Raw genomic sequence first — 15,265 nt, 5'->3', positions numbered from 1 at the left:
AATCTTTTATTTCTTCTTCTCTTTTCCCTTCCTTGCGGTCACTTTAACTTTCACCGCATCAGACAGATTTGGTCCTGTGTTGCTGTCAATATCTTCGAGTTTGTAGAAGTAAGTCTTTCCTGCCTCAATATTCTTATCTTTGAACTTGTAACTCACACCTTTTGTTGAACTCCCTTTGGCTTTGATGAGTCTGTTATTTATCTTAACATATTGACCATCAGCAGTCTCACTGCGCAGGATGTTGAATCCGAGGTTGTCGATCTCTGTGGCGGTTTGCCAAGTTAAAAGGACTTTTTTGCCGTGCTGATTTATTTCAAATAATGAAAGAGTTATAGCTGTTGGGATATCTGCAATTTTAGCAATAAAAGCGTCCCCGCCATTTAAACCTGAAGGACTGTTAATTCTTGGCAAACCAGATACTCCCGCTACATATGCAGTGCCATCAAGTGATGCGGCAACCCCATATGCCACATTATCAACTCCATAACTATAACTACCTAAATAAGAGGAATATTCAAAAGATTGGGTTGCCGGATTTATTTTGCTTACAAAACCATCTTTAAGACCACTTGTATTGTTGAATTGCGGCTGGAAGGCTCTATAAACTGGAAAATCGACATAAGAGTATGTTGAACCGACAATATAAATATTGCCGCCTCCGTCTATAGCAATGTCATTTACTGTCTGTTCCCAACTTCCACCGAAAAAAGTAGAATAAAGAAGTGTGGCGCCTGTTGTGTCAAATTTACTTACAAAGGCATTAGTGCTCATAGGGAAAGGATTTGAAAGATAGTTGGTAACTGGAAGATCATAGGAAAAAGTTTCACCGCCTACATAGATATTACCGTATGAATCAACTGCAATGCCTTTACCAACAGCACCGAAAGTTCCTCCAAAATATGTTGAAAAAATAAATGTCGTGCCTGAAGAATTAATCTTTGTTATAAAAGCATGTTGGGAATAATAACCATTGTTGTCTTTCATAGTTGATTGAAAGGCATTATATATAGGGAAATTTGTTGATTGTGTGCTTCCAGTCACATATGCATTGCCTGCTGAATCAACGGCAATACTATTCCCCCTTTCCCAGTCGCTTCCACCAAGGTATGTAGAATAAACAAAAACATTTCCTGAAGAATTAATTTTTGTTAAAAATGCGTCGTAACTTCCTCCCCCAAAACTTCCCTGCAATGGAGATGACAAGGGGAAATTTGTAGAATTGGTATTTCCTGTAACATAGGCATTCCCCGAGTTATCAACTGCTATTGCGGTACAGTAATCAGAATTGCTACCTCCCAGATATGTTGAATAAATAAGGGATGTTCCGGATGAATTTATTTTGGTAATAAATGCATCATTTGTTCCAGCTTTCAAAGCTTGTATTGGAGACATTAAGGGAAAATTAGATGATGTTGTCGAACCTGTAATATAAATATTCTCTGAGCTATCAACTGCGATACCATAGCCGACATCAACCCCGGTTCCACCGATAAAAGTTGAATAAACAAGTGCGGTGCCGCTTGCATTAATTTTTAAAACAAACACATCACTGTCCCCTTTATTATAACTATATAATGGAGAAATTAGTGGAAAATCACCGAGAGTGCCATAAGTTTGTCCTGTGATGTACACATTTCCTGAATTATCGAGAGTTACATCATAGGGGATGGTTGTTACACCTCCACCAAATGTTCCAAAATAAACAATAGATGGATCTATGACCAGCGGATAGTTCTTGTCGTATGAGGCGACCTGGAAGCCGTAGGAGAGTTCCCCCTCACCTCGTTCCTCTCCCCGCAGGGTAGAGGAAGGGACGATGAAGTTGCATTTTACCTCAATCTTTTTTCCATCAAGCTCCTGATAGGCGAAGGGCTTGGTAAATTTCACTGTGCCGAGTTCTGTCTCTACTTCAAGTTCTCCGCTTTCATTGACAAAAATATCTTCTGCACCGTCGAATGTTAGTTTAATATCATCAACATCTCCGCATTCATTTACATAGAAAAGCTTTTCTACATTTTGTCCGTATGCTTTGAGCTTTAACTCCACACCTTCATAGACTTCACCGAGATTTACGCTGTCCCATGTGGAGATGTTTGACTTCCAGTTTTCTTTATTACCAACGAAGTAATTTACCTGTGTTGCTGATTTGCTCTCGCCCTTTATAGTTGACGGTATTGTACCAATGAGAGTTTCGCGAAGGGGAGTAAAGCTTTCTCCGTTTACCAACCCGTAAACTATCTCTCCTTTATCAGTAACGAACACATTGCCTGCAAAAGTGTTTGCATAAAATCTTACAGACTTGTCCTGAACCTGTCCCTTGTTCTCTATGAAAGGTATCTGGAGCTTAGCCGCCTTAGCTAAAACTTTTGATGTATCAGGTTGTGTGTTTGCAAAAGTAATGAAAGGAATTAACAGGATTGAGAACACAATAATAAATAGAATTGATTTACGCCCCATCACAATACCCCCAGATATTTGTTTTATAAAATAATCAGCTTCCCGGATTAAAGCATTGTGGGATGATGCAGACTGACTGATTTGGTCCCGCGCCTGTGTCGCTCTTGCAAACACCGAGAACTGCTTCTTCAGGAACAAGTTTTACTTTTCTGATAGTTGGTTTTTTATAAATTTTTTTCATCTTATTCATTTTATATTCTCCTATTAATCCTGTTGTCATTCCTTAATAATCTGTCATGCCGGACTTGAGCCGGCATCCAACACAGTCACTTTTGTCATCCCGCACTTGATGCGGGATCCAGAATCTTTTATTTCTTCTTCTCTTTTCCCTTCCTCGCAGTCACTTCAACTTTCACCGCATCAGACAGATTTGGTCCTGTGCTACTGTCAATATCTTCGAGTTTGTAGAAATAAGTCTTTCCTGCCTCGATATTCTTATCTTTGAACTTGTAACTCGCACCTTTTGTTGAACTACCTTTGGCTTTGATGAGTTTTTTATTTATCTTAACATATTCTCCATCAGCAGTCTCACTGCGCAGGATGTTGAAACCGAGGTTGTCGATCTCTGTGGCGGTCTGCCAAGTTATTAAGACTTTTTTGCCAGATTGTTTGGCTTCAAAAGAGGAAAGGGTTATTAACGTTGGAGGCGGGTCACATGCATCACCTTGTCCATTATTATTATAATCAGCTTGGTCGGAATTTGAAACTGTAGGACAATTATCTGCTGAATCTGCAATCCCATCCGAATCACTATCCGACGCTTCTCCAATCTTTGCAACAAAAGCGTCCCATACTCCATTATATGCGCGTTGTATTGGAGCAGCTATTTGAAAATTAGTAGAAGACGTGTTTCCTGTGATGTAAATATTTCCACTGCTATCAATGGCAATCGCTCTTGCATCATCACTTTCTTGTCCTCCATAACGTGTGGAAAAAACAAAAGCATCTCCGGATGCATTTATTTTTGTAATAAAAGCATCACCTCCGTCTAAATTTGTAGTTTGAACAGGCAATACTTGAGGGAAATTCCCACCTGTATTGCCAGCAACATAAGCATTCCCAGAATTATCAACAGCGATGCCGTTACCAAAATCTCCATAACCACTTCCAAGGTAAGTAGAATAAACAATAGCTGAACCAGATTCATTAATCTTTGTAACAAAAGCATCATACCCACCGCCATACCCTTTAATTGGTAAGACTGTAGGGAAATTATTGGATTTAGTTGCCCCAGTAATATAAACATTACCAGCACTATCTACGTCAGCTCCATTAGCATAATCTATATTACTACCTCCAATGTAGGTAGAATATAAAATTGCTGTTCCAGCGGCATTTATCTTTGTGACAAAAGCATCACTTGTAGTGCCAGTTCCTGCTTTTGTAGCTTGAATAGGAAGAACAGTAGGGAAATCAGACGAATTTGTGTTCCCAGCTACATAGATGTTTCCATTGCCGTCAACAGCGATGCCCTTTGCTTCATCATCATTATTTCCTCCAAGAAGCATGGAATACAATAGACCCGTACCGGATAAATTTATTTTTACAATAAAAGCGTCACTTGCATCTGTGGTTCCATACTTTGAATTTGGGATTACATTATGATATTTTGGAAAGTTTGATGATAAAGTACTTCCGGTAATGTATGCATTTCCGGAAGCGTTAACAGCGATAGCAAATCCAACGTCGCTGGAATTACCTCCTAAATAAGTTGAATATATCAGGCTTGAGCCTGAGGGATTGATTTTTGTAATAAAAACATCCATACCTCCACCATTAGTAGCACGAATCGGTGAAACTGTAGGGAAATTACTAGACTCTGTAAAGCCAGTGATGTAAGCATTCCCTGAGCAGTCAACTGCAATATCGTAACCTCTGTCATACCCATTCCCACCAATATAAGTAGAGTAGATAACAGAACCAGATGAATTTATTTTTGTAACAAAGATGTCTGCAGAACCACCACTATCCCCTTGATATGGAGAAGAAATTATAAAATCAGTCGATTCGGTGCCACCTATGACATAAACATTTCCTGAACAGTCAGCGTCAATGCCGTAACCATAATCAAAACTACTTCCGCCAAGATATGTTGAATAAACAATAGATGGGTCAATAACCAGAGGATAGTTTTTGTTGTATGAGGTGACCTGGAAGCCATAGGAGAAAGAATTAGTTACGAAGTCGCATTTCACTTCAACCTTTTTTCCATCAATTTCCTGATAGGCGAAGGGCTTTGTAAATTTCACTGTGCCGAGAGCTGTTTCAATTTCAAGCTCGCCATCTTTGTTAACTGAAATATCTTCTGCGCCGTCGAATGTTAGTTTAATATCATCAACATCTCCGCATTCATTTACATAGAAAAGCTTTTCAACATTTTTCCCATATGCTTTGAGCTTTAGCTCTACACCTTCATAGACTTCGCCGAGATTTACGCTGTCCCATGTGGAGATGTTTGACTTCCAGTTTTCTTTATTGCCAACGAAGTAATTTACCTGTGTTGCTGATTTGCTCTCGCCTTTTATAGTTGACGGTATTGTACCAAGGAGAGTTTCGCGAAGGGGAGTAAAGCTTTCTCCGTTTGCCAGCCCGTAAACTATCTCTCCTTTATCCGTAACAAACACATTGCCTGCGAAGGTGTTTGCATAAAATCTTACAGACTTGTCCTGAACCTGTCCCTTGTTCTCTATGAAAGGTATCTGAAGCTTTGCGGCCTTGGCTAAAACTTTTGATGTATCAGGTGATGTGTTTGCAAAAGCAAGAAGAGGAATTAACAGAATTGAGAAAACAATAATGAATAGAATTGATTTACGCCTCATCACAATACCCCCTTATTCTGAAGTGGAAAAAAATTTTACAGGCTATATACAAGACTTAAATAGTAAACTTAAAAAATATTCTATATAAAATAAGCAAAGAATGTGCCAGAAGGTAACTCGAAGATAATAACATACTGATTTGCTTGAAAATATTAGGTTTAAATGTGTCGTATAGCTTGGATAGGTTAATATAAACTCCTACTAAACTGTTCACTAAACTGCACACTTTTTAGTGAGTTTTTAGAACATATTGATTTTAAACGACTTAAAGTGTTCAAATATTCGACGGTTTTATTTAGCTTGTTATGTTTTTTTCTACTTGTTTTCTTTCTTCAAAATATCATAAGTACCGGTTTTATCCGCTGCCATTTTTCCTTGACTTTTAATCCCCGACCTATATAACTCGCACAATTATTTGGCTTTTTACATACCTGTTTTATTTTGTTATTTTCGTTGAAAGCATTTGTTTCGGTAAGGCTTGAAGCTTAAAAGTATGACCGGAACTTTTTTATATAATGCCCTGTTTGCCGTGTCGTAAGGTAATCAACAAATGAAGTGCGAATTGTCTAATAATATTATTTTAGAAGCTAAAGACCTCAGCAAATCCTACCAGATGGGAGATGCAAAGATAGAGGTCTTAAAGGGTCTCAGCTTTTCCCTGAAACAGGGTGAGCTTGTGAGCATCGTCGGTGCATCGGGTACTGGTAAGAGTACACTGCTTCATTTGCTTGGTTTGCTTGACTCTCCTGATGGCGGGGAGATTTTTTACGGCTCTGAAGACATCTGGAAGTTCAAGGAAGAGGAGAGGGCAAGATTCAGGAACGTAAACATTGGATTTGTGTTCCAGTTCCACCACCTTCTTATGGAATTTTCAAGCCTTGAGAATGTAATGATACCGCAATTGATCAACGGGAAAAGCATGAAGGAGGCAAGGGAGTTGGCGGTTAACCTCCTTTCAGAAGTGGGGCTTGGCGAAAGGGTTGAGCATCGTCCTTCAGAGCTTTCCGGAGGTGAGCAGCAAAGGGTTGCATTAGCAAGGGCCCTGGCAATGAGTCCGAAGATAGTCCTTGCCGATGAGCCTACCGGAAACCTTGACAGAGAGACCGGGGATGAGGTATTTGAACTTTTGCGGAATCTTAATAAAAGCAAGAACGAAAGCTTTGTAATTGCAACGCATAACTTTGATATTGCAAGTAAGTCTGACAGGGTATTGCGGCTTGAGCATGGGAAGCTTACGCAGATAGATGTAAAAGCAGGGACAGTTTGATAAAATGACTTTTCAGGAATTAATACTTAACCTTCAGCATTTCTGGGCAAAACAAGGATGTATTATCCAGCAGCCCTATGACATTGAAGTGGGCGCCGGTACATTCAACCCAGCCACATTTTTGCGAGTCCTGGGTCCGGAGCCATGGAATGTTGCCTATGTTGAGCCATCCCGGAGACCAACTGATGGACGCTACGGCGAGAATCCCAACCGCCTTCAGCACTATTATCAATTTCAGGTTATTATGAAGCCATCCCCTTCTGATATCCAGAACATATATCTTGAGAGCTTAAAATCCTTTGGAATTGATATCTCATCCCACGATATACGCTTTATTGAGGATGATTGGGAGTCTCCTACACTTGGAGCATGGGGATTAGGATGGGAAGTCTGGCTTGATGGGATGGAAATAACTCAATTTACATATTTTCAGCAGGTTGGTGGGATAGATCTTAATCCGGTCTCTGTCGAGATAACCTATGGCGTAGAAAGAATTGCTACATATTTACAAGGAGTTGAAAGCGTTTACGACATAGAATGGGCACATGGCATTAAGTATGGAGATATCCATTCTGCCTCGGAAGTGGAATTTTCCACCTATAATTTTGAAGAAGCTGATGTCAACATGCTTTTTTCTCTCTTTGACATGTACGAAAAAGAAGCACTTCGTCTCACTGAAAAGGGGTTGGTTCTTCCTGCCTATGATTATTGTCTAAAAACTTCACACGTCTTTAACCTACTTGATGCGCGCGGAGCCATAAGCGTTTCCGAGCGGGTAGGTTACATTGCAAGAGTTCGGGGAATAGCAAGGAAGTGCGCTGAAGGGTATGTTAAAGGAAGAGAAACAAAAGGATTCCCGTTGCTGAGGAAGAAAATTGGCTGAATTCATTTTAGAGATAGGGGCTGAAGACATCCCTGCGCGCTTTATGCCTGATGCGCTTTTGCAGATAAAATCTCTTGCAGAAAAAGAGTTAAATGCAGCCGGCATAGAGTTTGGTAAGGTTGATACATTCGGAACTCACAGAAGATTCACTCTTCATGTCTCGGATTTAGTGCAAACCCAGAAAGACCGTGAAGAGGAGATTTCAGGTCCGCCTGCAAGCATAGCCTTTGACGATAAAGGGAACCCAACAAAGGCGGCTCATGGTTTTGCAAAGAAACAGGGGGTTGATGTTAAAGATCTGTTAATCATAGACAGTCCCAAGGGAAAAGTCCTCTGTGCAAGAAAATTCTATAAGGGAAGCCCAACATCAGAGCTTCTTCCTCAAATTGCAAAGAACATAATCTGCGGTATCAGCTTTTCCAAGACAATGAGATGGGGTGATGGTGATTTCAGGTTTGTCCGTCCCTTAAAATGGATAGCAGCCATATTCGACGGGAATGTTCTCTCCTTCAGCATAGAAGATATTGTAAGTTCCAATGCCACGTATGGACATAGGTTCATTGCACCGGAGAAAATAGAATTCTCAAGCTTTGCAGATTATGCTGAAAAACTTGAAAAAGCAGGAGTGATGCTGAATCAGGATAAACGTAAAGAAATCCTTAATAAGAATCTCCACAATGCTGCGATAAAAGCAGGGGGGACACTTGTTGAGAATGAAGACCTTCTAAATCTTTTAACCTATATGGCTGAATACCCGGGCGTCATTGCAGGTCATTTTCCTGAAAAATATCTTGCTCTCCCTGACGAAGTCCTTTTGTGCCCCATGCAGAAACAGCAGATGTATTTTGCAGTTAAAGGAACCGGAAAAGATGGAGAAGGACGCCTTCTCAATGCCTTTGCCGCAACCTATGATAGGGACAAGGATGTTTCCGGGAATATTAAAAATGGCAATGAACGGGTGCTTCGTGCTAGATTGGCAGACGCAATGTTCTTTTTCGAGGAAGATTTAAAAGTACCTCTTGCAGAACGGATTGATGAATTAAAGCGGGTTGTATTCCTTGAAAAGCTCGGCAGCATCTATGATAAAGTGCATCGCATTAAAGGAATTGCAGGAAAGCTTTCATCTGGTATAATAAAAAATCTTTCTCAGAATTTTGATTCATCAGTTTGCGAAAGAGCGGCTTTATTATGCAAAAACGACCTCTTAACTGATATGGTAAAAGAGTTTCCTGAGCTTCAGGGAATTATGGGACGGGAATACTTTTTCCGGCAGGGAGAGGTGCGGAAAGTTTCCGATGCAGTGTTTGAACATTACCTTCCCCGTTTTTCAACTGACAGTCTCCCCGGTTTTCCAGAGTCAGCAGTTCTTGCAATTGCAGACAGGATAGACACCATTTCAGGATGTTTTTCGATTGGACTTATACCCACCGGTTCAGAGGACCCATTCGGATTAAGGCGTGCTGCCATCGGCATAATCAATATAATCGCAGAAAAAGGCTTTTCTGTGGATATCAATGAATTGATCGATGCAGGACTCAGTTTTTATGGCATTGATGACGGGAAAAAGAAAGAGGCAGCAGCTCAGATGAAAAGCTTCTTCATGACAAGATACCAGAATATCCTTGATTCTAAAAATTACCGGTCTGATATAGTAAATTCCGTGATTGCCGCGAGATTCGATGATATTAACGATGCTACGCAACGAGTTGAAGCGCTTGAAAGACTTCGGATTGAACCCTGGTTTGAGTCTCTTTCAATTGCCTTTAAAAGAGCCATGAGAATTATACCTCAGGGGGATTGCGGAGAGGGTTCTGTAAAGGCTCAACTGTTAACGGACGAAGGTGAGAAAATTCTTTTCGCGTCAGTAGAGAGGGTGGAAAATAAAAGCCGCACAGCACTTGCTGTGTTTGACTATTACGGAGCACTTAAGATAGTGTGCAGTATTAAAGAAGATATTGACAGGTTCTTTGATGAGGTGCTTGTCATGGCCGAAGATGAGGCGTTAAAGAACAACCGCCTCAATATCTTGCGGCGTATTGTCAGGCTTTTTTCAGATATAGCTGATTTCAGGCAGATTTCTCCTGGTAAGAATAATTAAATTTTTGGAGGAGAGCATGGGAAAATATGTTTATTTTTTTGGTAATGGAGAGGCCGAGGGTACTGGCGGAATGAAGGACCTGCTCGGTGGAAAAGGTGCGGGGCTCGCAGAGATGACAAATGCAAAAATACCTGTTCCGCCAGGTTTTACAATAACGACTGAGGTCTGTAAAAGCTACTACGAGAGCAACCAGACGCTCAGCCAGAGGATAAGGTGGGAGATTGACGAGGCATTGAAAAAGCTCGAAGATTCGCTTGGCTCTACACTTGGGGATGAAAAATCTCCTTTGCTGCTTTCAGTTCGTTCAGGCGCCAAGTTTTCCATGCCTGGTATGATGGATACAATACTGAACCTCGGGTTAAATGATAAGACTGTTGACGGCATTGTTTCCAGGACAGGCAACAAACGTTTTTCCTATGACAGCTACAGACGATTCATCCAGATGTTCGGGAACGTGGTTCTTGGAATAGATAAGGATGTCTTTGAACATATACTCATGAGAAAGAAGAATGCAAAAAAAATAAAACTTGATGTTGATCTTACGGCTTCTGACCTTGAGGAAATCGTAAAGGATTACAAGAAAGAGATAAAACGGGTTGCAGGAATTATCTTTCCTCAAAACTGCAAGGTACAGCTTTCAATGGCGATTGAAGCGGTTTTCAAATCATGGCACAACCCAAGGGCAAAGACCTACAGGAAGCTTAATAACATATCTGAAGACCTCGGTACTGCTGTCAATGTGCAGGCAATGGTATTCGGAAACCTCGGGAACACATCTGCGACCGGCGTTGGTTTTACAAGGAACCCTGCATCAGGTGAGAAAGAATTTTACGGGGAATTCCTTGTCAATGCACAGGGAGAAGATGTCGTGGCAGGAATCAGAACCCCCCAGCCTATCGAGAAACTGAAAAAAGTAATGCCTCAGGCATTTGGCGAGCTCAGGGAGATAACTTCAAGGCTTGAGAAACATTACAGGGATATTCAGGATTTTGAGTTTACCATACAGGATAAACAACTCTACATGCTTCAGACACGCAGCGGGAAAAGGACTGGTCTTGCGGCGGTAAAGATTGCAGTTGATATGGTTGAAGAAGGACTTATAACAAAAGAGGAAGCTGTGGGAAGGATTCATCCTTCAGCCATTGAACAGCTTCTTCACCCTGTTTTTGATCCTGTAAAACGAGCCAGGGCAAAAGCTGTAGGCAAGGGTCTTCCGGCATCTCCGGGTGCTGCCGCCGGCCATATAGTTTTCACCGCTGAAGAGGCTGTTGAATGGGCAAAGAAAGGGAAAAGAATCGTCCTTGTCAGGATGGAAACAGTTCCTGATGACATTCATGGAATGCATGTTTCAGAGGGCGTATTGACTGCAACCGGAGGAATGACCTCACATGCGGCTGTTGTCGGCAGACAGATGGGAAAGCCCAGTGTTGTCGGATGCGGCGGGCTTCAGATAGATATTAAAGCCGGAAAGCTCACCATTGGCGGAATGCATAAGAAAAGGGGAGATTTTATCTCAATAGAAGGTACGACAGGCGAAGTGTTCCTTGAAAATATGCCTACCATACCATCTGAGATTATCAGGGTTGTAACCGGAAAATTGAATGCCAAAAAAAGCAAGATATACGGTTACTTTGACAAACTCCTCACATGGGCAGATGAAGTAAAGAGGATGAATGTAAGGGCAAACGCAGATACCCCGACTGATGCGATGGTGGCAAGGGCATTCGGCGCAAAGGGAATCGGACTTTGCAGGACAGAGCATATGTTCTTCGAAGAGAAAAGGATACCTATCGTTGTAAAGATGATACTTTCAGCTGCAAAAGGACAAAGAGGGATTGATATATTAGAGGAACTTAAAAAAGAGCTTGAAAAATCAAACAATGAAAAAGCAAAAGAGATAAAGAACAATATCAAGGAAGTTGAGACAGAATACCGTTCCTCAATAAAGGATTATATGGAATCACTTGCAAAACTCCTCCCCATGCAGAAAGGGGATTTCTACGGGATATTCAAAGAAATGAAGGGGATGCCTGTGACTATCAGGACCCTTGATCCGCCGCTCCATGAATTCCTTCCCAAGCGCGAAGAGCTCATGGTTGAGGTTGCAACTTTAAAGGCTCTTGGAGAAAAGAAGAACAAGTCAAAGATAGAAGAAAAAGAGTCTCTCCTTGAGAGAGTCGAAGAACTCCATGAGTTCAATCCGATGCTGGGGCATAGGGGATGCAGGCTTGGCATAACATATCCTGAGATCACAAGGATGCAGGCACGGGCAATATTTCTTGCAGCCTGTGAACTTGCAAAGGAGAAGATAAATGTAGTCCCTGAGATAATGATACCGCTCGTTGGCAATGTTTCAGAGCTTAAAGCCCAGAAACAGATAGTTGTTGATGAAGCGGAAAAGGTAATGAAAGAGAAGAAGGTCAAGATCGAATATCTTGTAGGGACAATGATAGAGCTTCCCCGCGGGGCTATTACGGCTGATGAGATTGCTAAAGAGGCGCAATTCTTCTCCTTCGGAACCAATGACATGACCCAGACAACTCTCGGCTTTTCACGCGATGATTCAGGGAAATTCCTAAAATACTATATGGAAGCAGGGATCATGGATAAGGATCCCTTTGCTACAATAGACCAGCGCGGTGTGGGAGAACTTGTCCGCATAGGGGTAGAAAAAGGGCGTTCCACAAAGCATACATTAAAGATAGGCATATGCGGTGAACATGGAGGAGACCCTGATTCAATAGAGTTTTTCAACAAGATAGGGCTTGACTATGTAAGCTGTTCGCCTTTCAGGGTGCCTATCGCAAGGCTTGCTGCTGCACAGGCAACGCTTAAAGAGAAGAAATAGAATTGACAGAGAAGTGGATATGCTGTCCGGATTGTGGCGGGAAAGTAGAGCTTTTTAAAAATCCCGTACCGACGGTTGACATCATAATAGAGGTGGCTGGCGCGGGAGGGGAAAAGAAGATTGTGCTTATTAAGCGCAAAAACCCTCCTGTAGGATGGGCAATCCCCGGAGGTTATCTCGACTATGGGGAATCCCTTGAGGCATGTGCTGTAAGGGAGGCCAAAGAAGAGACATCTCTTGATGTTGAACTTATAAGGCAGTTCCATACGTATTCAGACCCATTGCGGGATGAAAGACAGCACAACATATCTACTGTTTTCATAGCCAGGGCAATGGGGGGAAAACTCAAGGCCGACAGCGATGCCAAGGAGGCATGTCTCTTTAGCTCTAACACCCTTCCGAGTCCGATAGTTTTTGACCATGGGAAAATACTGGAAGACTATTTTAACGGAGCATACTGAGTAAAGGCTCTATTTTTACTTGCAAAAAAATATCGTTGTGGTAGGGATACAGGATTAAAACTTTAACTTAGATTAGTTAGCAGAAAAGCAACCTTTTAACTAGACTATAAAGAAAGGAGTCAGTTTTTGAGTACAATCTCTATGAAAGCCCTTCTTGAAAGCGGTGTGCATTTCGGACACCAGACAAAAAAATGGAACCCGAAGATGAAGAAATACATTTTCGGTGCAAAGCATGATATTTACATTATAGATCTCCAGAAGACTTTAAGGCTTTTTAAAGAAGCTTTTAAATTCGTGAGAGATACTGTTGCAACAGGCGGTAATGTCCTTTTCGTCGGCACTAAGAAGCAGGCATCCCTTATTATAAGGGAAGAAGCTGAAAGGGCCGGCTGTTCATTTGTAACGGAAAGATGGCTTGGCGGTACAATCACAAACTTCCAGACCATATCGAAAAGTACAAAAAAACTTAATGAAATAGAAGAAATGAAATCAGCGGGCATTTATGAAGCAATGTCGAAAAAAGATGCGATAAAGCTTGAGAGGGAACGTATCAAGCTTGAACGCTACTTCGGCGGTATAAAAACTCTGGATAGGCTCCCTGATGTTCTGTTCGTTATAGATCCGAGGAAAGAAAGAATAGCGGTCAATGAAGCCAAAACAATGGGGATACCGATTGTAGGCCTTGTTGATACTAACTGCGATCCTGATCTCATTGATTACATAATCCCCGGTAACGATGATGCCATAAGGTCAATAAAACTTATTTCATCGAAAATGGCTGATGCTGTCCTTGAGGGAAGAACTTTTATCACTGAAAGAACCTTCGAAGAGGAAAAAAAGGAAGCTGATGCTGTGCAGGCGGACAGTATTGCAGATGAAATTACTGATGAGATTGAGGAGACAGAAAAGCTAAAAGGTGTGGGCGATTTTGAATAAAGAGTGTATTGTATCAGCTCTGCTTTTATGAAAATGTAACCGCCAGGACATCCTGAATTTCTTCAGGAATACTCTAACGACAGTTAAGATTTCAATTAACAATTTTCAGATAAATGTGATCAGGAGATAAAGATGGCAGTATCAGCAAGCACAGTTAAGGAACTAAGAGAGAAAACAGGCGCCGGTATGCTTGATTGCAAAGATGCCCTTGAGAACAGCGGCGGAGATTTTGAAAAAGCAATCGAGTTTCTGAGGAAGAAAGGTCTTGCTTCAGCTCAGAAAAGGTCTGCAAGGGCAACTTCCAACGGACTTGTCGGCTCATATATACATGCAGGCGGTAAAATAGGCGTACTCATAGAGGTGAATTGCGAAACTGATTTTGTTGCCAGAACCGAGGCGTTTCAGGAACTTGTGAAGGACCTTGCCATGCAGATCGCTGCTGCTACACCAAAGTATGTAAAAAGAGATGATGTTCCCGCTGAAGAGCTGGCAAAGGAGAAACGGATTTACATTGAACAGGCTAAAGAGTCTGGGAAACCGGAAAAAATACTGGATAAGATTGCCGACGGGAAACTGGAAAAATATTATGAATCGGTTTGTCTTATTGACCAGATTTTCATAAAAGATTCTGAAAAGAGCGTTAAGGATATTATTGACGGCATCATTGCCAAGACAGGCGAAAATATTTCTGTTAAACGTTTTGTTCGTTTTCAGCTTGGCGAAGAGAGCTGAAGATTAAGATTCATTAGGGTAACCCCATCATAATTTTTTATGCCTGAAAAGGTAAAATATAAGAGAATACTTCTAAAGCTTTCAGGGGAAATCCTTGCAGGCACTAAAGGTTATGGTATTGACCTTGAATGCATAAAGAAGATTGCCTTAGAGATAAAGGGCATCCATCAGCTTGGTGTTGAGATTGCCATTGTGGTGGGTGGAGGGAATATCTTCCGCGGAGTCAGCGCATCAGCCCATGAAATGGAAGACCGTGCATCCGCTGACTATATGGGGATGCTTGCCACAGTAATAAATGCCCTTGCACTTCAAAGCACACTTGAGAATGTTGGTGTTTTTACCCGTGTTCTTTCTGCCATAGAGATGAGGGATGTTGCCGAGCCTTATATCCGAAGACGCGCCATAAGGCATATTGAGAAAAAAAGAGTTGTCATCTTCGGAGCAGGCACAGGAAATCCCTTTTTTACCACCGACACAGCCGCATCACTGCGCGCCATTGAGATCAGGGCTGATATAATACTAAAAGCAACAAAGGTGGACGGAGTTTATACTTCCGATCCCATGAAAGACAAATCAGCGAAGATGTTCAAAACCCTTTCATATCTCCAGCTGCTTGAGAAAAGACTGGCTGTAATGGATGCAACAGCGGTGTCGCTTTGCATGGATAATGACGTAAGCATTGTTGTATTTAACCTTAACAAACCCGGAAACCTCAAGCGGATAATAAAAGGCGAGAGTGTAGGGACATTAGTCAAGGGGTAATA

Annotated in this window: 11 protein-coding genes; 8 read left to right on the top strand and 3 right to left on the bottom strand. The window is 41.6% G+C overall.

What is annotated here, in order from left to right:
• Window positions 1–6: 6 nt before the first annotated feature.
• The 3 genes from HZA77_10440 to HZA77_10430 form a co-directional block, all read right to left on the bottom strand.
• The gene (locus tag HZA77_10440) at window positions 7–2,457 is read right to left on the bottom strand and encodes an SBBP repeat-containing protein (protein MBI5375843.1); all 2,451 of its coding nucleotides are present in this window, start codon (window positions 2,455–2,457) and stop codon (window positions 7–9) included.
• Window positions 2,458–2,491: 34 nt separating this feature from the next.
• On the bottom strand, window positions 2,492–2,647 hold the full coding sequence (locus tag HZA77_10435) for a hypothetical protein (GenBank protein ID MBI5375842.1): 156 nt from the start codon (window positions 2,645–2,647) through the stop codon (window positions 2,492–2,494).
• Window positions 2,648–2,765: 118 nt separating this feature from the next.
• On the bottom strand, window positions 2,766–5,276 hold the full coding sequence (locus HZA77_10430) for an SBBP repeat-containing protein (GenBank protein ID MBI5375841.1): 2,511 nt from the start codon (window positions 5,274–5,276) through the stop codon (window positions 2,766–2,768).
• 550 nt (window positions 5,277–5,826) lie between these two features.
• Here HZA77_10430 and HZA77_10425 point away from each other — a divergent pair.
• From HZA77_10425 to HZA77_10390, 8 genes are all read left to right on the top strand, one after another.
• Complete coding sequence (locus HZA77_10425; GenBank protein ID MBI5375840.1) at window positions 5,827–6,543, top strand: ABC transporter ATP-binding protein; 717 nt, start codon at window positions 5,827–5,829, stop codon at window positions 6,541–6,543.
• A 4-nt stretch (window positions 6,544–6,547) separates the two neighbouring features.
• Window positions 6,548–7,426: a glycine--tRNA ligase subunit alpha gene (glyQ, locus tag HZA77_10420; protein ID MBI5375839.1), complete on the top strand. Its 879-nt coding sequence runs from the start codon at window positions 6,548–6,550 to the stop codon at window positions 7,424–7,426.
• On the top strand, window positions 7,419–9,524 hold the full coding sequence (locus HZA77_10415) for a glycine--tRNA ligase subunit beta (protein MBI5375838.1): 2,106 nt from the start codon (window positions 7,419–7,421) through the stop codon (window positions 9,522–9,524). The genes glyQ and HZA77_10415 overlap by 8 nt, the downstream gene beginning before the upstream one ends.
• 16 nt (window positions 9,525–9,540) lie before the next feature.
• Complete coding sequence (locus tag HZA77_10410) at window positions 9,541–12,372, top strand: pyruvate, phosphate dikinase (protein ID MBI5375837.1); 2,832 nt, start codon at window positions 9,541–9,543, stop codon at window positions 12,370–12,372.
• Between the two features lie 2 nt (window positions 12,373–12,374).
• Window positions 12,375–12,833, top strand: coding sequence for an NUDIX hydrolase (locus HZA77_10405; GenBank protein ID MBI5375836.1), 459 nt, complete (start codon window positions 12,375–12,377; stop codon window positions 12,831–12,833).
• 126 nt (window positions 12,834–12,959) lie between these two features.
• Window positions 12,960–13,769 carry a 30S ribosomal protein S2 gene (gene rpsB, locus HZA77_10400; protein MBI5375835.1) on the top strand — a complete coding sequence of 270 codons (810 nt, stop codon included), beginning with the start codon at window positions 12,960–12,962 and terminating at the stop codon, window positions 13,767–13,769.
• A gap of 132 nt (window positions 13,770–13,901) precedes the next feature.
• On the top strand, window positions 13,902–14,501 hold the full coding sequence (gene tsf, locus HZA77_10395) for a translation elongation factor Ts (GenBank protein MBI5375834.1): 600 nt from the start codon (window positions 13,902–13,904) through the stop codon (window positions 14,499–14,501).
• A 39-nt stretch (window positions 14,502–14,540) separates the two neighbouring features.
• Complete coding sequence (locus HZA77_10390; protein ID MBI5375833.1) at window positions 14,541–15,263, top strand: UMP kinase; 723 nt, start codon at window positions 14,541–14,543, stop codon at window positions 15,261–15,263.
• The last annotated feature ends 2 nt before the right edge of the window (window positions 15,264–15,265 follow it).

The organism is Candidatus Schekmanbacteria bacterium (assembly GCA_016219965.1).
Classification (GTDB): domain Bacteria; phylum Schekmanbacteria; class GWA2-38-11; order GWA2-38-11; family J061; genus JACRJM01.
Note: the sequence above shows the minus strand (reverse complement) of the source record. Positions and strands in the feature narration are given on the sequence as shown.

Excerpts from the sequence above, each read along its gene's own strand:
- HZA77_10440 (MBI5375843.1), bottom strand. The coding sequence starts at position 2,457 with ATGGGGCGTAAATCAATTCTATTTATTATTGTGTTCTCAATCCTGTTA.
- HZA77_10435 (MBI5375842.1), bottom strand. The coding sequence starts at position 2,647 with ATGAATAAGATGAAAAAAATTTATAAAAAACCAACTATCAGAAAAGTA.
- HZA77_10430 (MBI5375841.1), bottom strand. The coding sequence starts at position 5,276 with ATGAGGCGTAAATCAATTCTATTCATTATTGTTTTCTCAATTCTGTTA.
- HZA77_10425 (MBI5375840.1), top strand. The coding sequence starts at position 5,827 with ATGAAGTGCGAATTGTCTAATAATATTATTTTAGAAGCTAAAGACCTC.
- glyQ (MBI5375839.1), top strand. The coding sequence starts at position 6,548 with ATGACTTTTCAGGAATTAATACTTAACCTTCAGCATTTCTGGGCAAAA.
- HZA77_10410 (MBI5375837.1), top strand. The coding sequence starts at position 9,541 with ATGGGAAAATATGTTTATTTTTTTGGTAATGGAGAGGCCGAGGGTACT.
- tsf (MBI5375834.1), top strand. The coding sequence starts at position 13,902 with ATGGCAGTATCAGCAAGCACAGTTAAGGAACTAAGAGAGAAAACAGGC.
- HZA77_10390 (MBI5375833.1), top strand. The coding sequence starts at position 14,541 with ATGCCTGAAAAGGTAAAATATAAGAGAATACTTCTAAAGCTTTCAGGG.